At 66.9% G+C, this 20,648-nt stretch carries 20 protein-coding genes and 1 tRNA gene; 7 read left to right on the top strand and 14 right to left on the bottom strand.

Annotated features, from left to right (window positions below):
• Nucleotides 1–2: 2 nt before the first annotated feature.
• The 12 genes from A5736_RS23025 to argS form a co-directional block, all read right to left on the bottom strand.
• A complete protein-coding gene (locus tag A5736_RS23025) occupies nucleotides 3–1,220 on the bottom strand; it encodes a glycosyltransferase family 4 protein (RefSeq protein ID WP_139333528.1) in 1,218 nt (405 codons plus the stop codon).
• Between the two features lie 24 nt (nucleotides 1,221–1,244).
• On the bottom strand, nucleotides 1,245–1,898 hold the full coding sequence (locus A5736_RS23020) for an L-threonylcarbamoyladenylate synthase (RefSeq protein ID WP_076248807.1): 654 nt from the start codon (nucleotides 1,896–1,898) through the stop codon (nucleotides 1,245–1,247).
• On the bottom strand, nucleotides 1,891–2,739 hold the full coding sequence (prmC, locus tag A5736_RS23015) for a peptide chain release factor N(5)-glutamine methyltransferase (RefSeq protein ID WP_076248806.1): 849 nt from the start codon (nucleotides 2,737–2,739) through the stop codon (nucleotides 1,891–1,893). The genes A5736_RS23020 and prmC overlap by 8 nt, the downstream gene beginning before the upstream one ends.
• Nucleotides 2,736–3,809: a peptide chain release factor 1 gene (gene prfA, locus A5736_RS23010; protein WP_076126996.1), complete on the bottom strand. Its 1,074-nt coding sequence runs from the start codon at nucleotides 3,807–3,809 to the stop codon at nucleotides 2,736–2,738. The genes prmC and prfA overlap by 4 nt, the downstream gene beginning before the upstream one ends.
• A gap of 75 nt (nucleotides 3,810–3,884) precedes the next feature.
• Nucleotides 3,885–4,136, bottom strand: a complete 252-nt coding sequence (gene rpmE / locus A5736_RS23005; protein ID WP_076127310.1) for a 50S ribosomal protein L31 — start codon at nucleotides 4,134–4,136, stop codon at nucleotides 3,885–3,887.
• A gap of 147 nt (nucleotides 4,137–4,283) precedes the next feature.
• Nucleotides 4,284–5,858: a fatty-acid--CoA ligase FadD1 gene (gene fadD1 / locus A5736_RS23000; RefSeq protein WP_076248804.1), complete on the bottom strand. Its 1,575-nt coding sequence runs from the start codon at nucleotides 5,856–5,858 to the stop codon at nucleotides 4,284–4,286.
• 24 nt (nucleotides 5,859–5,882) lie between these two features.
• Nucleotides 5,883–7,739: a transcription termination factor Rho gene (gene rho, locus A5736_RS22995; protein WP_076248802.1), complete on the bottom strand. Its 1,857-nt coding sequence runs from the start codon at nucleotides 7,737–7,739 to the stop codon at nucleotides 5,883–5,885.
• Between the two features lie 266 nt (nucleotides 7,740–8,005).
• Nucleotides 8,006–8,953, bottom strand: a complete 948-nt coding sequence (thrB, locus tag A5736_RS22985; RefSeq protein ID WP_076248800.1) for a homoserine kinase — start codon at nucleotides 8,951–8,953, stop codon at nucleotides 8,006–8,008.
• A gap of 13 nt (nucleotides 8,954–8,966) precedes the next feature.
• A complete protein-coding gene (gene thrC, locus A5736_RS22980; RefSeq protein WP_076248799.1) occupies nucleotides 8,967–10,058 on the bottom strand; it encodes a threonine synthase in 1,092 nt (363 codons plus the stop codon).
• Nucleotides 10,055–11,380 carry a homoserine dehydrogenase gene (locus tag A5736_RS22975; protein ID WP_076060268.1) on the bottom strand — a complete coding sequence of 442 codons (1,326 nt, stop codon included), beginning with the start codon at nucleotides 11,378–11,380 and terminating at the stop codon, nucleotides 10,055–10,057. The genes thrC and A5736_RS22975 overlap by 4 nt, the downstream gene beginning before the upstream one ends.
• Nucleotides 11,381–11,383: 3 nt before the next feature.
• A complete protein-coding gene (gene lysA, locus A5736_RS22970; protein ID WP_254848440.1) occupies nucleotides 11,384–12,718 on the bottom strand; it encodes a diaminopimelate decarboxylase in 1,335 nt (444 codons plus the stop codon).
• Between the two features lie 80 nt (nucleotides 12,719–12,798).
• A complete protein-coding gene (gene argS / locus A5736_RS22965) occupies nucleotides 12,799–14,451 on the bottom strand; it encodes an arginine--tRNA ligase (protein WP_076248796.1) in 1,653 nt (550 codons plus the stop codon).
• 114 nt (nucleotides 14,452–14,565) lie between these two features.
• On the opposite strand from argS, the gene A5736_RS22960 reads away from it, so the two are divergent.
• Nucleotides 14,566–14,638, top strand: a tRNA-Arg gene (locus A5736_RS22960).
• A gap of 56 nt (nucleotides 14,639–14,694) precedes the next feature.
• Here A5736_RS22960 and A5736_RS22955 read toward each other — a convergent pair.
• Complete coding sequence (locus A5736_RS22955) at nucleotides 14,695–16,461, bottom strand: GNAT family N-acetyltransferase (protein WP_076248794.1); 1,767 nt, start codon at nucleotides 16,459–16,461, stop codon at nucleotides 14,695–14,697.
• A gap of 80 nt (nucleotides 16,462–16,541) precedes the next feature.
• Between A5736_RS22955 and A5736_RS22950 the strand changes: the two genes are divergently transcribed.
• Together A5736_RS22950 and A5736_RS22945 are read left to right on the top strand one after the other, a co-directional pair.
• Nucleotides 16,542–17,321, top strand: a complete 780-nt coding sequence (locus A5736_RS22950) for an alpha/beta fold hydrolase (protein WP_076248793.1) — start codon at nucleotides 16,542–16,544, stop codon at nucleotides 17,319–17,321.
• Nucleotides 17,322–17,569: 248 nt separating this feature from the next.
• On the top strand, nucleotides 17,570–17,953 hold the full coding sequence (locus A5736_RS22945; RefSeq protein WP_076248791.1) for a hypothetical protein: 384 nt from the start codon (nucleotides 17,570–17,572) through the stop codon (nucleotides 17,951–17,953).
• A gap of 92 nt (nucleotides 17,954–18,045) precedes the next feature.
• Here the strand turns inward: A5736_RS22945 and A5736_RS22940 are convergent, their stop codons facing one another.
• Nucleotides 18,046–18,546, bottom strand: coding sequence for a hypothetical protein (locus tag A5736_RS22940; RefSeq protein ID WP_076248789.1), 501 nt, complete (start codon nucleotides 18,544–18,546; stop codon nucleotides 18,046–18,048).
• A gap of 158 nt (nucleotides 18,547–18,704) precedes the next feature.
• On the opposite strand from A5736_RS22940, the gene A5736_RS22935 reads away from it, so the two are divergent.
• From A5736_RS22935 to A5736_RS26595, 4 genes are all read left to right on the top strand, one after another.
• Nucleotides 18,705–19,187: a hypothetical protein gene (locus A5736_RS22935; protein ID WP_076248788.1), complete on the top strand. Its 483-nt coding sequence runs from the start codon at nucleotides 18,705–18,707 to the stop codon at nucleotides 19,185–19,187.
• Between the two features lie 27 nt (nucleotides 19,188–19,214).
• Nucleotides 19,215–19,895 carry a thioesterase II family protein gene (locus tag A5736_RS22930; RefSeq protein ID WP_076248786.1) on the top strand — a complete coding sequence of 227 codons (681 nt, stop codon included), beginning with the start codon at nucleotides 19,215–19,217 and terminating at the stop codon, nucleotides 19,893–19,895.
• A 90-nt stretch (nucleotides 19,896–19,985) separates the two neighbouring features.
• Nucleotides 19,986–20,375, top strand: a complete 390-nt coding sequence (locus A5736_RS22925; RefSeq protein ID WP_076126961.1) for a heme-binding protein — start codon at nucleotides 19,986–19,988, stop codon at nucleotides 20,373–20,375.
• A 30-nt stretch (nucleotides 20,376–20,405) separates the two neighbouring features.
• Nucleotides 20,406–20,648, top strand: a 243-nt coding sequence (locus A5736_RS26595; RefSeq protein WP_076248818.1) for a hypothetical protein, incomplete at its 3' end; no start/stop codon positions are given.

Raw genomic sequence — 20,648 nt, 5'->3', positions numbered from 1 at the left:
TACTATCTGTCGTAGTCCTCGTCTTCGTAGTCGTCGCGGCGGCGCAGGAGCGGGATCGCCGTCGCCACCCCGGCGACGACGATGGCCCCCAGCATCACCGCGCCGGTATCGCGCGGGTTGAAAAATATCGTGCTCGCGGCGCCGAACGCGACGATGCCGACCCATAGATAGATGAGCAGGACCACCCGGCGATGCGAATGACCGATCTGCAGCAACCGATGGTGCAGGTGCATCTTGTCGGGGCTGAACGCGCTGCGCCCGGCGCGAGTCCGGCGCACGATCGCGAGCAGCAGATCGAGCATCGGAAAGAACATGACCGCCACCACCAGCAGGAAGGGTGACAGCAGAGCAAACACATCCCGAGCACCGTAGGCGTTCTGCGAGATGGGTCCGGCGGCCGTCGTGGATGCCGCGGCGAGCATCAAACCGATCAGCATCGAGCCCGAGTCGCCCATGAAGATCTTGGCCCGGTGGAAGTTGTGCGGCAGAAAGCCCAGACAGGCCCCCGCCAGCACCACCGAAATCACCGCCGGCGGATAGAACAGCACGTCACCGCCGTGGTCGCGGAGCAGGCCGACCGAGAACATGCATATCGCCATCGCCATGATGAGACCCACCCCGGCGGCCAGCCCGTCGAGCCCGTCGACGAAGTTCATCGCGTTGACTACCGACACGGTCAGCGCCAGGGTGAGCAGGATCGACGAGGCCTGGTCGAGCACTACCGTGCCGACACCGCCCAACGGGATATAGATGACGCTCCACGCGACGCCCATGGTGACCAGCACACTGGCCGCGGTGATCTGGCCGGCGAACTTGGTCAGCGCGTCCAGGCCCCAGCGGTCGTCGATCAGCCCGATGCCCATGATCACCGCGCCGGCGACCAGCACCGCGGGCATTCCGGTGGAATAGACGAACCCGCGGGTGAGCGCGGGAAGCTGCGACGCCAGAAAGACGGCGCAGACAACGCCGACGAACATCGCCAGTCCGCCCATGCGTGGGGTCGGGGTCACGTGCACATCGCGTTCCCGCGGATAGGCGACCGCCCCCAATCGGGTCGCCAGCACCCGCACCGGTCCGGTGGCGAAGTAGGTGATAATGGCCGCGGTCAGCCCGACGAGGGCCAGCTCGCGCAGCGGAACACCGGCGCCGCGATCGGACAGGGCGAACAAGCCGCCGGCAAGGCTGGCTACGTCGCTGGACACGTCGAGACCGTACTGCACCAACCTGAGATCCACCGCGCCGAGCTAGGCGATGAGGCTTCCCGGGTCCGTCCCGAGCACTTCGGCGATCCGTTCGGCGCTGACCGGACCCGCCCGCAGGATGCGCGGTGCGGCTCCGGTCAGGTCGACGATCGTGGACGCCGCCTGTTGCTCGGACGGGCCCCCGTCGAGATAGACGTCGACGAGGTCGCCGAGTTGGTTGCGCGCTTCGTCAGCGGTCACCGCCGGCGAGCGCCCGGAAACATTGGCGCTCGAAACCGCCATCGGTCCGACCTCTCGCAACAGCTCGATGGCGACGGGGTGCAGCGGCATTCGCAGCATCACGGTTCCGCGGGCATCGCCGAGATCCCATTGCAGCGACGGCGCTTGCGTCACTACCAAACTCAGCGCGCCCGGCCAGAATGCGCGGATCAGTTCGCGGGCTCCGTCGGGCATCGTGTAGACCAGGCCCTCGATCGTGTGCCACGAACCGACCAGCACCCCCACCGGCATGTCGCGGCCACGGCCCTTCGCCGCGAGCAGGGCGGCCACGGCGGTGCCGTCGAACGCATCGGCGCCGATGCCGTACACGGTGTCCGTCGGCATCACGACCAGACGGCCACCCTTCAGCGCCCCCACCGCCGAGGAGATTCCCAGCGAACGCTGGTCGGGGTCGGCACAGTCGAATACCTCAGCCACCGCTCCCCCTTCTGCGGGCCGTCACAAACCTCGGCCTGCCGGTCAGATCTTGCCGCGCCCGGACGTCGTCGAAAAGCCCTGCGCTTTCGACCAATTCGACGGTCCGCGACGACGTGGTGTCATCGTGCTCGACGGCGAAAAGCCCGCCGGCGCCCAGCCAACGCGCGGCCAGGTCCACCACGGCGGCGATCACCGCCATGCCGTCGGGCCCGCCGAACACCGCGTGCAGCGGATCATGTTGGGCCACTTCGGGTTCCAGGATGACGCTGTCGGGAACGTAGGGCGGGTTCGCCACGAGTAGGTCAACCCGCCCGTCCAACTCGGGAAGCAGGCCCGGTGCGGTGACGTCGGCGCGGACGAGTTCGACTTCGGTGCCCTCGATGTTGCGGCGGGCGTAGTCGAGCGCGGCCTCGTCGTCGTCGATGCCGATGACCCGGGCGGCGGGACGGTGCCGGGCCAGCGCCACGGCCAACGCGCCGGATCCGGTGCACACGTCGACGATGAGGGGTCGGGCGGCCAATGGCTGGGCGGAGGCCCACGCGAACAGGGACTCGGTCTCCGGTCGCGGTATGAACACACCGGGGCCGACGTGCAGCAGCACCGGGCCAAATGCCGCCGTCCCGATGAGATGCTGCAGCGGCACCCGCCGCGAGCGCGCGGCGACGACGTCGGAGTACCGCGAGAGAAATTCGTCGTCGATGGACTCGACCAGGCTCAGCCGACCGCGATCGGTGCCCGCGAGGTGCGCGGCCAACTCCTCCGCGTCGTAGCGCGCAGAGTCGATGCCGGCTTCGGCCAGTTGCGCCGCAGCAGAGTCGATTGCGCGCCGCAGGACGGTCATGCCTGTTGCAACCGAGACTGCTTGTCGGCGGCGCTCAGCGCGTCGAACAACGCGTCCAGGTCACCGTCGAGAACCTGATCGAGATTGTGTGCCTTGTAACCGATTCGGTGATCTGTGATCCGGTTCTCCGGGAAGTTGTAGGTGCGAATCCGTTCGCTGCGGTCCACCGTGCGGATCTGGCTCGCCCGGTCCGCGGAAGCGTCGGCCAGCGCCTGTTCCTCGGCGATTGCCTGCAGGCGCGCCGCCAGCACCTGCAGCGCGCGGGTCTTGTTCTGCAGCTGGGAGCGTTCGTTTTGACAGGTGACGACGATCCCGGTGGGCAGGTGCGTGATTCGCACCGCGGAGTCGGTGGTGTTGACGCCCTGCCCGCCCTTGCCGGACGACCGGTACACGTCGATGCGCAGATCCGACTCGTCGATCTGCACCTCGCCGACCTCCTCGGGCTCCGGATAGACCAGCACGCCCGCCGCCGAAGTGTGCACGCGGCCTTGGGATTCCGTCACCGGGACGCGCTGCACCCGGTGCACGCCGCCCTCGAATTTCATTCGCGACCAGACTCCGTCGGCTGTGTCACCCTTGCTGGCGATGGTCAATGTCGCGTCTTTGTAGCCGCCGAGGTCCGACGTGGTTTCGTCCAGGACCGTCACGTTCCAGCCGTGCCGCTCCGCGTAGCGGATGTACATCCTGGCCAAGTCGGCGGCGAACAGTGCCGATTCCTCGCCGCCCTCACCGGATTTGACTTCCAGCACGATGTCGTCGGCGTCATGCGGGTCGCGCGGGGCCAGCATGTCGGTCAGTTGGGTGTCCAGTTCGGCGACCCGGGATTCCAGTTCGGTGACCTCGTCGGCGAACGACTCGTCGTCGGCGGCCAGTTCGCGGGCGGTTTCCAGATCACCGCGCGCCGACGTCAGCTTGTGATAGGTGGCGATGATCGGCGCCAGCCGGGCGAACCGGCGTCCGGCTTTGCGCGCCTCGTCGGGATTGCTGTGCAACTCGGGATCGGCCAGCCGCAGCTCGAGGGCGGCATGCTCGGCGAGCAGCACGTCGATCGTCTGTACCGGCTGCGTCATGTCACCTCCTCCCGCAAACGCAAACCGACGCCCGGCCTGTGCGGAATCAGCACAGTTCGGGCGTCGGTAAGCCAGCTATTTGTCGGCCTGCTCCGGCGCGGCCGTCTCCGCGGCTCCGCCCTTGCGCTTGCCGTAGCGCTTTTCGAAACGCGCCACCCGGCCGCCGCTGTCCAGGATCTTCTGCTTACCCGTGTAGAACGGGTGGCATTGCGAGCAGACCTCGACGACGATGTTGCCGCCGGGCTTGGTGCTGCGGGTCTGGAAGGTGTTGCCGCACCCGCAGTGCACGGTGGTCTCCTCGTACGCGGGGTGAATGTCAGCTTTCATCGTGTCCTCTTCGATCATTGGCCGCCGATATGGCGTACCGCGAACCTGATCTGGTTCTGCGCAGTCGAGCGTCGATTATGCCAGGTCAACCGCCACCTGCCCAAACACCGAGATGCGCCCAGGCATTCCCGTGGGCCGCTAGCGGCATCAGGCCGGGGCGTAGACGCCGGTTTTCCCGATGCGCGTCCACAGCACACCGCCGTCGGGTGTGGTGCCGCGGGCGGCCAGCTCCCGCTTGATGATCTTGTTCGTGGCCGTGATCGGCAGTCTGTCGGTGAGCCAGACATACCGTGGCCACGCCTTGGGGGATAAATCGGGCTGTTCGGCCAGGAACCGGCCGAACTCCTCGGGCGTCAGGGCGACGCCGTCCCGCAACACCATCGCCGCCATGACCTGGTCGCCGACGTGCTCGTCGGGTACCGCATAGACTGCCGCGTGGCTGACCGATGCCAACCTTTGCAGGATCCGCTCGATGGGCGCCGTGGTCATGTTCTCCCCGTCGACGCGCAACCAGTCACCGCTGCGCCCGGCGAAGTAGATCCACCCGTCGGCGTCCCGGTAGGCGAGATCGCCCGACCAGAACATGCCGTTTCGAAGGCGGGTATCGGTGGCCTGCGGGTCGTTGTAGTAGCCGGCGAACAATCCCGCGCCGGTGGTATTGACCAGCTCCCCTATCGCCTCGTCGGCGTTGGTGAGGGCACCGTCGTCGCCGAAAGTCGCGACCGGACACTCGGCCAGGGTGTCCGGGTCGTAGACGGCGACACCGGGAAAACCCCGGCCCAGCGACCCGGGCGGGCAGCCGTCTTCTCGGGTGATGACGATCGCGGCCTCGGTGGAGCCGAAGCCGTCCCACACCGTGCAGTCGAACCGACGGCTGAACTCGGCGATGTCGCGATCGCTCGCCTCGTTGCCGACCGCGACCCGCAGCGGGTTGTCGCGGTCGTCGGGTCGTTCCGGCGTGGCGAGCACGAAGGCCAGCGGTTTGCCGACGTAGTTCATGAAGGTGGCCCCGTACCGGCGCAGATCGGGCAGCAAACCGGATGCCGAGAACGTCGCGGGGACCATGGCCGCGCCCGCGCCCACCGCCACGCTCCACCCCGTAAACAGCGCGTTGGCGTGAAACAGGGGCATCGACATGTAGCAGACATCGGACGCGTCGAGCTCCCACCGCGCGATCAGGGTCGCGCCGGCGAACAACACGGTGAGATGGGTGACCTGCACCGCCTTGGGGTCGCCGCTGGTGCCCGACGTGAACATCATCATGAACGTGTCAGTGGGCGCGACCTCTCGATATGGGGACAGGGGCCCGGCGTCGTCCAGCAGCGCCCGCCACGCCTCGCCGGACACGTCGAAGACCTGCACACCGGGCAGGTCGAGACCGTCCAGCAACGCCGTGTGGGCCGGATCGACGAGCAGGATCTGGCAGTCCGCGTGCACGATATCCCTGGCCAGCGCCGCGCCGCGGCGGGTGTCGTTGATCCCGCAGAGCACGTACCCGCCGAGCGCCGCCGCCGCCATCGCGGTGAGCATCTCGGGGGTGTTGCCCAGCAGCGTGCCGACGTGCAGCGGACGGTCCGGATCGGCGACGCGGATCAGGGCCGCGGCGGTGGCGGCCGCATCGGCGAGGTGCTCACGCCAGGTCCAGACCCGCTCGCCGTACTTCAGCGCAGGGGTGTCCTGGTCCAAGCGTTCGCGAAGCAGCTGCTGAAGCGTTTCCGCCACGGCCGGCGTCGCGCGGGCTGCCCGCTAGTCGGTATCCATGGATCCAGGCGTCGTCTTGGACACCTGAACCAGGAATTCGTAGTTGGTCTTCGTCTTGCGTAGCTGCGACATCAGCAAGTCGATGGCCTGGTGGGAATCCAGCCCCGACAGCACGCGGCGCAGCTTGTGCACGATGCCGAACTCGTCGGGTGAGAGCAACAGCTCGTCCTTGCGGGTGCCCGACGGGTTCACGTCGACCGCGGGGAAGACCCGGCGTTCGGAGATCTTGCGATCCAGCTTGAGCTCGGCGTTACCGGTGCCCTTGAACTCCTCGAAGATGACCGTGTCACCGGTGGACCCCGTCTCGACCATCGCCGTGGCGATGATTGTCAGCGATCCGCCTTCCTCGATGTTGCGCGCGGCGCCCAGGAAGCGCTTGGGCGGGTACAGCGCGGTGGAGTCGACGCCACCGGACAGGATGCGGCCCGACGCGGGCGATGCGTTGTTGTAGGCGCGCCCCAGCCTGGTGATCGAGTCCAGCAGCACGACGACGTCCTTGCCCTGCTCGACGAGCCGCTTGGCTCGCTCGATCGCCAGCTCGGCGGCCTGGGTGTGGTCCGACGGCGGCCGGTCGAACGTCGAGGAGATGACCTCGCCCTTGACCGAGCGCTGCATGTCGGTGACCTCCTCCGGCCGCTCGTCGACGAGCACGACCATGAGGTGGCATTCCGGGTTGTTCTTGGTGATCGCGTTGGCGATGTCCTGCAGGATCGTCGTCTTACCCGCCTTCGGCGGCGACACGATCAGCGCTCGCTGGCCCTTCCCGATCGGCATGATCAGGTCGATCACGCGCGTGGTGAGCCGGTCCGGGGTGGTTTCCAGACGCAGCCGCTGGTTGGGGTACAACGGCGTCAGCTTGGAAAAATCGGGTCGCTTCTTGGCGTCTTCGACGGATCCGCCGTTGATGGTGTCGAGGCGGACCAGCGGGTTGAACTTCTGCCGCTGGTTGGGCTGCTCGCCTTCGCGGGGCACCCGAACCGCGCCGGTCACCGCGTCGCCGCGGCGCAGGCCGTTCTTGCGGACCATGTTCATCGAGACGTAGACGTCGTGCGGACCAGCGAGGTAGCCGGAGGTGCGGACGAACGCGTAATTGTCGAGGACGTCAAGGATGCCGGCCACCGGCTGAACGACGTCGTCCTCACGCAGTTCGGCGTCGGCGCCGTCGCCCCCACGTTCACCGCGACGCCGGCGGTCGCGCTCGCGGAATCGGCGTCCCCGCCGGCCCTGACGCCCCTCGCCGTCGTCGTCTTGCTGGTTCGAGCCGCCGCGATTCTGCTGACCGCCCGAGGCTTGCTGGTCGCCGCCGGCGTCCTGGCCGCGCTCGTCGGTCTTGGCGTCCCGTTGGCCCCCTTGGCGCTTGTCGGCGTCGCCAGATTTGTCCGTCTCGCTAGAGGCCTTGCTGTCGCGGGTGCCCTCGCGATCCGCCTCGTCGGCGGTGCGGGCGCCCGATCCTGCGTCGCGGGTCGCGGCGCGCCGTTCCCGGCGCGGGCCCTCGGTCGCCGAATCGTTCTGTTCCACTTGCGGTTCCCCTTGGGCGGCAGGCGCTTCGGCAGTCGCCGTGTCGGATTTGTCGCCGGCGTCAGAAGAGGCAGCGGGGGCCGACGCACCGTTGGCCTGTCCCCGGATTTCCTGAATCGCTGCGATCAGTTCGTTTTTGCGCATGCCTGACGTCCCCTTGACGCCGGCACGGTTAGCCAGCGCGCGCAGCTCGGGCAGCACCATGGTGGACAGGGAACCAACCGAGACATCGCTTTTGGTGTCTGGCGTTTCTGTGTTCACGGGACTCGACGGCTGACTGCCGTCGGTACTTTCGCTCGCCGTGAACAGGTCCGTATCGGTCACGGATTTCCTTTCTTCCCCCGTTGATCACGTGATACGGGGGTTCGTTGCATTCAGCCAAATTGCCGAGTGCGACCAATCATCGACTCTGCAACGGTGATCGCCTTGATCGGCGGAGTAAGCGGCGAACCTCGTTCACGAGAAGAATTGGTGTTGTCCTAGCGGCAAGGCAGTAAGTATGCAGATGCAGATCCTGCGATTGCTGGACGGCTCCGAGGATAACCCGCATCCCTGCCGGAAGCAAGCAAACCCTCCGGCCACGCTGTGGATTAACTGGGAACCGTGACTCCCGGACTCCAGCGAACTGCTTCGCCGGCGGTCATCTCGGTGATGGTAAATCCGTTCGCGGCGCCGTACTCCAGCACTTCCGAGGGCAGTTCCGGCTCAGTGGTCAAAGCGATGAGCGACGGGCCAGCCCCCGAAAGTGTCGCTACCACGTTATTACGCCGCAGCAGTCGCAAATATTCCGACGAGGCGGGCATCGCCGGGGCGCGCTGGGGTTGATGGAGAACATCCTCGGTGGCCGCCATCAACAGATCCGGCCGCTCGGTCAGCGCCACCACCAGCAACGCGGCGCGGCTGACATTGAACGTCGCATCGTCGTGGCTGACCTGGGCGGGCAACAGCACCCGGGTCTCCGCGGTCAACGAGCGCGCTTCGGGGATCGCACAGTACAGATGGATGCCGGGATGAAGTCGCAGCGGCACCGCCGAGTATTTGGCATCGTTGCCCGTGCGGTCCGTCCACGACACCACCGCGCCACCCAACACCGCCGCCGCGGCATTGTCGGGATGACCTTCGAACTCGGAGGACAGCTGGATCAGCTCGGAGTTGGTCAGCGGCGTCGAATCCGTCTGTGCGACAAGGCCGTTCACCGCCGCCAGGCCGCCGACCACCGCCGCGGCGGATGAACCCAGGCCACACGAATGCGGGATGGCGTTGCGGCAGCGCACCACCAGGCCCGCGGCCTTGACTCCCACGGCGCGCAACCCGCACTCGACGGCACGCACCACAAGATGCTCGGGACCGAGTGGCACCTGCCCGGCACCCTCCCCCTCGACTTCGACGGTCAGGCCGGAATCCGTTGTCTCCACGATGATCTCGTCGATCAGACTCAGGGCCAGGCCGATGCTGTCGAAACCCGGGCCGAGGTTCGCACTGGACGCCGACACCACGGCGCTCGCCAGCAGCCCGGCTGGCAGTACCTGGCTCACCAAAAGGCCTTAACCACTAGGCCAGCCCCAACTTCTCGACGACAAGCACGGGATCGACGGGCAGGGCAGACACGCTCGGCATGTCCCGCAGTGCGGTGTCGGGATCCTTGAGGCCATTGCCGGTCACCGTACACACCACCGTCGACCCGCGGGCGACCCAACCGTCGTCGACGGCCTTGAGCAGCCCCGCGATGCTGGCGGCGGAGGCCGGCTCGACGAACACGCCTTCGCAGCTGGCGACCAAGTGATATGCCGCAAGAATCTCGTCGTCTGTGGCGGCCAGGAAACGCCCGTTCGATTGCTGCTGCGCCGCGACCGCGGCCGTCCACGACGCCGGCGCGCCGATCCGGATCGCGGTGGCAATGGTTTCGGGGTGCCTGACCGGTTCACCCAACACCAACGGCGCCGCGCCGGCGGCCTGGGTGCCCAGCATGCGGGGCATCTTGTCGATCACACCCGCTTGGTGATATTCGGTGTAGCCCTTCCAGTACGCGGTGATGTTGCCGGCGTTGCCGACGGGAAGGGCATGTACGTCCGGTGCGGCGCCCAGCGCGTCGACGATCTCGAAGGCCGCCGTCTTCTGGCCCTCGATGCGCACCGGGTTGACCGAGTTGACCAACGAGATCGTCGGGAAGTCGGCGGCCATCTTGCGGGCCAGTTCCAGGCAGTCGTCGAAATTGCCGTCGATCTGGATGATCTTGGCGCCGTGCATTACCGCCTGCGCCAGCTTGCCCATCGCGATCTTGCCCTGGGGTATCAGCACCGCGCAGGTGATCCCGGCGCGGGCGGCATATGCGGCCGCCGACGCCGAGGTGTTGCCCGTCGACGCGCACAACACCGCCTGCTGGCCGCGGGCCAACGCGTCGGTGACGGCCATCGTCATGCCCCGGTCCTTGAAGGAGCCGGTGGGATTGAGGCCCTCGACCTTGAGATGGACGGTGCAGCCGGTCTTTTCCGACAGCCGGGTCGCCGCGATCAGCGGCGTGCCGCCCTCGAGCAGCGTGACCGGCGTCCAATCGTCGCCGACCGGTAACCGGTCGCGGTACGCCGCGATCACGCCCGGCCACGGTTGGTGCGTGGCCGTCGGGGTTGCCCGGGGGGCGCTCATAGGCTGGTCCCTTCCAGTCGCAGCACGCTCGCCACGCCGTGGACGGAGTCCAAATCGGCTAGGGCATCGACGGTTTCGGAGAGCGCGGCGTCGGTGGCGGTGTGCGTGACCACCACGATGCGGGCTCCCACCCGTCGCCCACCGTCGTCGACCACGCCTTCCTGGCGGACCTCGGCGATGCTCACCTCACGCTTGGCGAATTCCGCCGCCACCGAAGACAAGACGCCGGGCTTGTCGGCGACGTTCATGCTGACGTAATAGCGGGTGTTGATGAAACCCATTGGTGCGATGGGCAGTTGGGCATACCGGGACTCCCTCGGACCACGGCTGCCCAGCACCCGGTTGCGGGCGGCCATCACCAGGTCGCCGGTCACCGCCGATGCGGTGGGCGCTCCCCCGGCCCCCTGGCCATAGAACATCAGCCGGCCCGCGGCCTCGGCCTCGACGACAACGGCGTTGAATGCCCCGTTGACGGTGGCCAGCGGATGCGACATGGGCACCAGCGCCGGATAGACGCGCGCCGAAACCCGTTGCTGGCCATCGTCGCCCGTGATGCGCTCGCAGATGGACAGCAGCTTGATGTTGCATCCCAAGGACCGTGCGGACACGAAGTCCGCCGGGGTGATCTCGGTGATGCCTTCGCGGTAGACGTCGTCGGCGGTCACCCGGGTGTGGAAGGCGATGGAAGCCAGAATCGCGGCCTTGGCCGCGGCGTCGTAGCCCTCGACATCCGCGGTGGGGTCGGCCTCGGCGTAGCCCAGCGCGCTCGCGTCGGCCAGCGCGCTCTCGTAGTCGGCACCGGTGCTGTCCATCTCCGAAAGGATGTAGTTGGTGGTGCCGTTGACGATGCCGGCCACCCGGTGCACGGTGTCACCGGCCAGTGATTGGGTGAGCGGCCGGATGACCGGGATAGCGCCCGCGACCGCCGCCTCGAAATACAGGTCGACGTGCGCGCTTTCCGCGGCCTGGGCCAACTCCCCGGTGGAGGTGGACAACAACGCCTTGTTCGCCGTGACGACGGACTTGCCGTGCTCGAGGGCGCACAGGATCGCCTTGCGGGACGGCTCCACCGGCCCCATCAATTCCACGACGATGTCCACGTCCTTGCGCGAGACGAGCTCTTCGACGTTGTCGGTCAGCAGCTCGATCGGGACGCCGCGATCGTCAGCGACGCGGCGCACTCCGACGCCGCGGAGCACCACGGGTGCACCGACGCGAGCGGCGAGGTCTTGCGCGCTGTCCTCGATGATCCGGACAACCTCGCTGCCGACGTTGCCCAAACCCAGTACCGCCACGCCGACCGGCTTTTCGTCACCGGGCACAGTTCACCTCACTTCCAGACTCAGCAGATCGTCGACCGTCTCGCGGCGCAGGATCAGGCGGGACCGCCCCGCACGCACGGCGACCACGGCGGGCCGGCCGATCATGTTGTAACGACTCGAGAGCGAATAGCAGTAGGCGCCGGTGGCCGCCACTCCCAGCAAGTCGCCGGGGCGCAGGTCGCCGGGCACCCACGCGTCGCGCACGACGATATCACCGGTCTCGCAGTGTTTTCCGACGATGCGGGCCAGCGCCGCCGGCGTATCGCTGACCCGCGAGACCAGCCGGACATCGTATTGGGCGTCATAGAGCGCCGTTCGGATGTTGTCGCTCATGCCGCCGTCGACGCTGACGTAGCGCCGGTTCGCCGTGGCGCTCACGTCGACGTCCTTGACGGTGCCGACCTCATACAAGGTGATGGTGCCCGGTCCGGCGATGGCGCGGCCGGGCTCGACGACCAGCCTGGGTGCGGACAACCCGACCGCCGCCGACTCGCTGCTCACGACGGCGCTCAACTTGGCCGCGAGTTCGGCCATCGGCGGTGGATCGTCGGAGGCCAGATACGAAATACCCAGGCCGCCACCAAGATCCACCGTCGAGATCTGCGCGGTCTTGTCGATCCCGAACTGGTCGACGAGCTCGTGGAGCAGGCCGATGACGCGGTGCGCGGCCAGTTCGAACCCGGCGACGTCGAAGATCTGCGAACCGATATGGCTGTGCAACCCGACCAGTCGCAGGTGATCGGTGTCGAACACCCGGGACACCGCCGCCAACGCCGCGCCGCTTGCCACCGACAGGCCGAACTTCTGGTCCTCGTGCGCGGTGGAGATGAACTCGTGGGTGTGGGCTTCAACGCCGACGGTGAGACGAACGAAGACGTCCTGGACGACACCGGCCTCGGCCGCGATCGACTCGAGGCGCTCGATTTCGGTCATCGAGTCCAAAACGACATGGCCCACACCGGCTTTCACCGCGGCTGTCAGCTCCGCGACCGATTTGTTGTTGCCGTGGAAGGTGATCCGCTCCGGCGGGAAGTCGGCGTGCAGCGCCACCGCCAGCTCGCCGCCGGTGCACACGTCGAGCGACAGGCCTTCCTCGTCGATCCAGCGCGCGACCTCGCTGCACAGGAAAGCCTTGGCGGCGTAGTGCACGTTGTGGCCGCCGCCGAAGGCCGACGCGATCTCTGCACAGCGCGAGCGAAAGTCGTCTTCGTCGATGACGAACAGCGGGGTGCCGTACTCCTGGGCGAGGTCGGTCAGCGGCACTCCGGCGATGCTGGCGACACCGGCTTCGTCGCGAGCTATGTTGCGCGGCCACACATTCGGTGCCAACCGCAGCAGCTCCTCGGCGGATTGCGGCCGCGGCGGACTCTCGGTGTGCCGGGTCTCTTCGGCGTGCCGGGGACCGGCGGGATGGACGTTCACATTCGCTCCGGGGCGGTGACTCCGAGGATCGCCAGCCCGTTGGCGATGACCTGGCGAGCGGCCTGGCACAGCGCCAGCCGCGCGGTGTGCAGGTCGGTGGGCTGTTCATCGCCCTGCGGCAACACCCGGCACGAGTCATAGAACCGGTGGTAGTCACCGGCGAGGTCTTCCAGGTAGCGGCATACGCGGTGGGGTTCGCGCAGGGAGGCCGCCGTGTTGAGTACCCGCGGGAATTCGCCGATGGTGCGCAGCAGCGCGCCCTCCTTGTCGTGGCTGAGCAGCTCGAGGTGCGCGGTGTCGGGGACGAGACCCAGTTCGGCGGCGTTGCGGGCCAGCGCGGAAAGCCGCGCATGCGCGTATTGCACGTAATAGACCGGGTTTTCGTTCGACGCCGAGGACCACAGCGCCAGGTCGATGTCGATCGGTGTGTCCACCGACGAGCGGATCAGGCTGTAGCGCGCGGCGTCGACCCCGATGGCCTCGACCAGGTCGTCGAGCGTGATCACCGTTCCCGCCCGCTTGCTCATGCGGACCGGCTGGCCGTCGCGGACCAGGTTGACCATCTGCCCGATGAGCACCTCGACGGTGGCCGGGTCGTCGCCGAACGCGGCGGCCACGGCCTTGAGCCGGGCGATGTATCCGTGATGGTCGGCGCCGAGCATGTAGATGCACAGGTCGAAGCCGCGTTGCCTCTTGTCCAAGTAGTAGGCAATGTCACCGGCGATATAGGCCGGCTTGCCGTCGCTCTTGATCACGACCCTGTCCTTGTCGTCACCAAAAGCGCTGGTGCGCAACCAGGTTGCGCCGTCCTTCTCGTAGATGTTGCCGGTCTCCCGCAGCCTTGCGATGGCCTGGTCGACGCGGCCGCTGGTGTGCATCGAGTCTTCGTGGGTGTAGACGTCGAAGTCGGTGCCGAACTCGTGCAACGACTTTTTGATGTGGGTGAACATCAAGTCGACGCCGATTGCGCGAAAGGTCTCGCGCATGTCCGGTTCGGGCAGGCTCAGCGCGTCGGGTGCCTTCTGCAAAACCTGCGCGGCGATGTCGGTGATGTACGTGCCGGCGTAGCCGTCGGCCGGTGCCGGTTCGCCTTTGGCCGCGGCGATCAGCGAGCTGGCGAAGCGGTCGATCTGGGCGCCGTGGTCGTTGAAATAGTATTCGCGCACCACGTCGGCGCCCTGCGTGGACAGCAGGCGGCCCAGCGCGTCGCCGACGGCGGCCCAGCGGGTACCGCCGATGTGGATCGGTCCGGTCGGGTTGGCCGAGACGAATTCCAGGTTGACCTTGTGGGCGGCCTGCGCGCCGGAATGGCCGTAGCTGTCCCCGGCGTCGATCACGTCGTTGACGACCTTGGCCTGGGCCGACGCCTCTAGGCGCAGGTTGATGAAACCCGGCCCGGCGACTTCGGCCGAGGCGATGCCGTCGGCCTGGGCCAGCGCTTCGGCGAGCCATCCGGCCAGCTCACGCGGATTAGCGCCGACTTTCTTGCCCAGCTGCATGGCCAGGTTGCTGGCATAGTCGCCGTGCTCGGGGTTGCGCGGCCGCTCCACCGTGATCGTCGGGGGCAGCGCCGCCGTGTCCAGGCCGCGCTGCGCCAACACCGCGGAGGCGGTGGTCTTGAGCAGCTCGGCCAGGTCAGCGGGGGTCACGAGCGTCCATCCTATTGGCTGCCGCGCCTATGCCCGAATCCATTGCGGTGACCGCGCGGCCGCCGCGATGCGTTAGTCTGTCGGGGCCCAATGGCGCAACGACTATGTTGTCGCGCCCCCGTAGCTCAGGGGATAGAGCGTCTGCCTCCGGAGCAGAAGGCCGCAGGTTCGAATCCTGCCGGGGGCACAATGCATTTAAGCAGGTCAGAGGTGGTTTTTGAGCGCCACTGGAGTAAACCGGACTCAGATCGTGCATTTCAGCCCGACGTGGGCGGCGTGGTACCCGAGCCGGCGATAGAACGCCCGGGCCCTTTCGCGAGCCTCGTCGGTGGTCACCTGCGCCAGCCGTGCCCCGCGCGCTCGGCCGTAGCTGTGCGCCCACTCGACAAGTGCAGTGCCAAGACCCTGTGCGCGTTCGGCTTTGGCGACCCGTAATCCCTCGATCTGCAGCCGGGTGGCGCCGCCGCGGGAAAGGCCGGGGATGATGGTCAATTGCACAGTCGCGACGACCGTATCGGAACCGTCCAGGACGACCCCGAGATAGTTGGATCGGTTGCGAACGACGATGTCGTAGGCCGCCTCGTAGCGTTCGAGTTCGGCGTCTTCGCGATCCTGACCGAATTCGTCGTCGGAGAGCAGCTGGGCGATCACCCCCACGTGTTCGCGCGTCGCGCGCTGCACCCGATATGTACGGCCCGCTACCTGCAGCAGTCCTCGAACCGAGGACTGCGCGAGTGCCTGTAGGCGCGCCACCAACAGGTCCAGCCACGCCCCGACGTTGGTTCGTGCCTCCGCGGTATCCGGGTAGCGGCATCGCAGATGTAGCCCCGACTCGTCCTGGATGAACCAGAGCATGACGCCGTCGGTGTCAACGCTCGCGCTCACATACTGGGCGTCGAGTCCGACCGAGTCGATGCGCACCGGAAGCCTGCTTTGGTCCAGCCAGGAAATCGCGAACATGCCTGGCGCGATGGGCATTCCACCCCATGGAGCCAGTACGTCGGCCAGTGGCCAGGAACCGAGCTGCACGGCTTCTTTGACGGCGGCGGCCGCGGCGTGCGGCTCGGCAACCGCCGACTCCAGGACCGAGTTGGTGATGAACCAGCCCACCGAGTCGTGCCATTTGTCTTCAAATCGGCTGTGCACGGGGAAGACCGCGCGCAGCGGCGCCCCGGCCAACTCGCGGGTCACCGCAGTCATGGCGACCACCGCGAGTGCCAGCGTCGAGACACCGTCGTCGCGCGCCCGCGCGACGAACGCGGCGCCGTCATCGACATCGAACACGTCACGCACTTCAACGCGTTCCGGATGCGGCCCGGACGCACCCAACGGCAGCGGAAACCGTGGCATCACCCCGCCGCTGTCGCTGATGATTTGTGCCCATCGCGCGCGCACGCGTTCCGGTGCGGCGGGACGGTCCAACAGTGCTTGGGTGTGCACGACAAATGCCGGCGGCGGCTGCGGCGACGACGTGCGTCCGATCCGCGCGTCGGCGAGCATCGACAACAGGTCCCGGGCAATCACCAGCATCGACCACATGTCCACGTGGGCGTGGTCGGCAGCGATCACCACCGTCAATCCGGCGGCAGTCTCCAACACACACAACCGATGTGAGGGCCGCTGATAGGGCGAGCATGTCGCATTGAGAACTACTCGCAGTGCGTCGTTGACCGCCTGGCCCGGAGTGATCTCGTGCTCTACCCACTTGCCCGGGCGAATATCGATCTCATGCAGCTGCGGATCGCCGTCCGCCCCGGGTGTGAATGCCGTTCGGAGGGTGCCGTGGCGGGCGATCACGCCCAGCCACGCATCGGCCAACGATTGGCGGCTCACCCCCGCCGGCAACCGAATGGACAGAGCCATCCAGGAGCCGGGTCGTGCGCCCGCACAAACGTGTATGCGCTGGTCGAAAGACACCGGGAGCTGCCGGCCGAGGTCAGACACCGACACGTCGTAGCCCCAGAGTCGTCCGAAGGGTAGCCGCAGGTGCGCCACGTTCGTCAGCCGCATGGCGGTACCCTAACGCCCCAGTTAGCCTGGATGCTCGGTCAGCGCGGGGCGAGCCGTCGGGTCGTGAAACGAGTTGGGTGATGTCCACTTTCGTGGTTCCCGGAGCAGAGCTCGCGGTTGAACTGAGCGACGAAGGCGGTCATCCGGTAGTTCAACTGCACGGGCTCACCTCCAGCCGCGCGCGTGACCGGGTGCTCAATCTCGACCTCGGCAGGGGCCTCAGCGGAACCCGACTGCTGCGGTACGACGCGCGCGGCCATGGCAAGTCGACAGGGCGCAAGGTCCCGGAGGATTACCGATGGGAAAGCCTTGCCGAGGATCTTCTGCAGCTGCTCGACAAATGGTTTCCCGGCGAGCGGGTGCACGGAGTCGGCCCGTCCATGGGTGCCGGCACGCTGCTGCACGCTGCCGCCCGCCAGCCGGACCGCTTCGCCGGCCTCACGCTGATGGTGCCGGCCACCGCGTGGGAAACCCGGCCCGCGCAGGCGGCGATCTACCAGGTTGCGGCCGAATTGATCGAAACCGAGGGAGTGGGGGCATTCATCGCGTCGGCGCGTGGGGCGACTCCGCCGCCAGCCACGGTCGGCGCGCCCGAAACGGTTCCCGATGTGGCCGACGCGCTGCTGCCGTCACTGTTTCGGGGCGCGGCCCTCAGCGATCTGCCCGCTCGCGAAGCGGTCGCACGAATCGATGTGCCGACGACGATTCTGGCCTGGGTCGGCGACCCCGCGCATCCGATGTCGACAGCGGAATCGCTTGCCGCACTGATGCCGCGGTCCACGCTCACCGTGGCGCATACCCCGGCCGATGTCGAGACCTGGCCCCAGATCCTGAGCCAAGACGTCGCCCGCAAAGGCTGAACTGTACGCGGACGCCGCGTCGGCTCATGCCTGGGCCGTGTCGGCATCGTTATCCGCTGAGCTCCTGCCGGGGAGCTTCCTCACCAGGGCCGTTTGCAGGTCCGTCCGCCCCGATTGCGGCCGGGGACAGTCGCCCGACCGCGGGTTCCCAAAGTTCTCCGGAAAAACTGTCCGCGTTAGCCGAGTCGGACGCTCCTACCTGTGAGCGCGGTCCACACGGGTCCGCCCACGAAAGTACGGAGCACAGCGTGAACATCAACCCCTGCCTGGACATGATCGGGCCCGCGGCGGCGATACGTAGAGCCACTGGGCGCCGGGCACTACTCGAACACCAACGCCGGCGCCGCCAGAATGCCGCGCTTTTCCTGAGTCTGGCGCACGAAGCCGGCATCGCAACCGAGGAACGCGCCGACAGCCCCGTGATCCCGTGCATCGTCGGCAGCTCGATCAAGGCGCTACGCCTGTCGGGCGCCCTGATGCGGCGCGGCATCAATGCCTACCCGATCCTTTTTGCGCCGGAAGACAGAGCGGGCCTGCAGTTCTTTGTTGCCAGCTGCTACTCGGAAGACCAGATCCGGTTCATGGTCAACGCATTGGCCGAGGAGCTGGAGCTGCTGAACACGCGCAGCTAGGTCCGCAAATTTTCAACTATCCCCAATTAGCTTGCCGCACAGCGATTTCAGCAAGTCGCGATGAGAAAGATCTCGGCGATCGCGCACGACTTTCACACGCGCTGGGCAGTCATGTTGATGTCAAGTGTCCCCTGGCACGGCCCGCTCAGGATGTCGGTGTGCATGGTGCCGGACAGTGACCCGTCGGGTTGGGGCGTGTAGCGGGTTGTGCCTCGGGCCGGACTCCATTGGATGGAGGTGTCGGGCATCATGCAATCCCATTGGAAATCGCTGACTTGCGTCCATGACGACCCGTCCCAGGTGAATTGGACCGGTTGCGGAACCGTCGGGTTCCTCGGCGGCGGCCCGCCGACGATCGTGGCGACACACTTGCCGCTCGCACAGCTCGAATGGAACGTGTAGGTATCGGTGTACTGCACCTCCGGCTGACTGGCCGCCACGCTGGTCCCGTCCTTGGGACCGACGATGAACGTGATCGCGTACTCGCCGTTCCAGGACGGAGTATCGCCGGAGGCGACTGAGGGAAGCGCAAGTGCAATCGCGAGCGACGCGGCGCCCAAACCTATGCGACTACTCAAACCGTCTGGGGTCATCGGTTCCTCCTCTGGGTCCGAACCCCCTCTCCATACTGTTCCTCCGCCGCCGGCACAGAAAGTCCTTCGGAAAAAACTGTCCACGTTGGTCGAGCCTGACGCTCCTACCTGTGAGCGCGGCCCACCCGGGTCGGCCCCACGAAAGTACGGAGCACAGCATGAACACCAACTCTTGCGTCGACGCGATCGCGCCTGCGGCGGCAAAACGGAGAGCCACCGGGCGCTGGACGCTACTCGAACACCTGCGCCGGCGCCGCGCGAATGAAGCGCTCTTCATGAGCCTGGCTCGAGAAGCCGACATCGACACCGGCCACCCAGCGTGCGCCCCGATGATCCCGGTCGTCGTCGGCAGCTCGACCAAGGCTCTGCAACTCTCGTATGCCCTGCAGCGGCGCGGCATCAATGCCGACCCGATCATCTTTCCCGCCGTGCCGGAAGAAGAAGCGCGGATTCGATTCTTTGTCACCAGCTGCCACTCATCCGAACAGATCCACTTCATGGTCAAGGCGCTGGCCGACGAGCTGAAGCTGGTGAACGCAGGCCACCCGGGCCCGGCGACGAAAACCCGCCGTCGACACCCGCGACCGCAGGGTTTCCTCCGGCATCCCCTCAAAGGGCTTGTCGGATCGCGGATTCGGTAAGCCTCGACGAGAAAGACGACTGACACCGTGAAGTTGTTCTGCTTTCACCACGCCGGGGGCGGCGGGTTGGCATTCAACGCCTGGGGTAAGGCGCTGAGGCCGGCGGTCGACGTGATTCCGGTCGAGGTCGCCGACCGGCAGCGCTTCACCACACTGCGGCAGCTCGTCGACGAGCTGAACGATCAGCTGCGGACCGATCTTGACGAACCGCACATGTTCTTCGGCCACAGTTTCGGCGCCCTGCAGGCATACCGGTTGGCGTGCGTGCGCGCCGCGCAGGGATCGCCGCTGCCGCGGGCGGTCTTTCTGTCGGCCTATGGCCCACCGCACCTTCCGCCGCCACTGCATGTCGTGGACCTCCTCGACGACGACCAGCTTGCGACGCTGCTGTCGGACCTGGGCGGGCTGCCTCCGCAGCTAACGCGGTGGCCGACTCTGCACGAGCGAGCCGTCACCACCACTCGACACGACTTGCGGCTGTGCATGACCGACGAGGAAGACGACACAGCCCAGCTGCCGTGCCCGATTCATGTCTTTGGCGGCAGCGAGGACCCGCTCGTGAGTGAATCGGACTTGCGCGAATGGCGTTCGCGGACAACGGCGGACTTCTCCGTGCAGATCCTCCGGGGCGGCCACTTCTATCTGCGCGATAGGCAGCCGCTGTTCAAGACGCTCCGTCCGCTGATGTCGACGATCGCGGCGGCGTAGCTGTATCGCTGCAGGCCGTTGTTGATGTCTACTTAGCTTGAGGCAGCTATCGGGTGCGGCCAGATTGTTTACCGGAGGAAGGAGCCAGACATGTTCCTCTCAGAAATCGTTTCGCGCCGAGTGGTCGTCGGCGCGATCGGCGCTGTGGCGGCCACCGGCGCGCTGTGGTGCGCCACCGCGGGGACCGCCGCGGCTGACCCGCCGCCGCGCCCGCCCAACTGCACAGCCGCGGACGTAGCCGGTGTCGCGGCCGGGGTTGCCACGTCGCTCTCGACCTATCTGTTCACTCACCCCGACGTGAATGGCTTCTACACCGGGCTTCAGGATCAGCCCAAGGATCAGATCCAAGGCGACGTCCAGAACTACTTCAGCGCCAACCCACAAGAGCAAGCCGACCTGGAAGCAATCCGCCAGCCGCTAACCGACATCAGGCAGCGTTGCCAGTGGACTCCATTACTTGGCCAGGGCGCCGCCCCATAACGCGATCGGAGTGACGGAAAGGAGATCGCGATGAATCTGTTGATGCGGTCTTGGACCGCCGCGGGCATAACTGTGTTGGCCCTTACATCGATTCCTGAGATATATGCCGTCGTGCAGCCCTCCGGCGTGGCCAACGCCGACGTGTGCGCGAGCGTCGGCAGGCGTGTTTCGGTGAGCGGGTGCACCAACGTAGCCGACACGGTCAACACCTACGTCCCGCCGCCGGCCGACTATGCGCCACTGCCGCAGGACTTTCCACCGCACCGGAGGATC

The sequence above is a fragment of the Mycobacterium sp. SP-6446 genome, assembly GCF_001954045.1.
Taxonomy (GTDB): domain Bacteria; phylum Actinomycetota; class Actinomycetes; order Mycobacteriales; family Mycobacteriaceae; genus Mycobacterium.
Note: the sequence above shows the minus strand (reverse complement) of the source record. Positions and strands in the feature narration are given on the sequence as shown.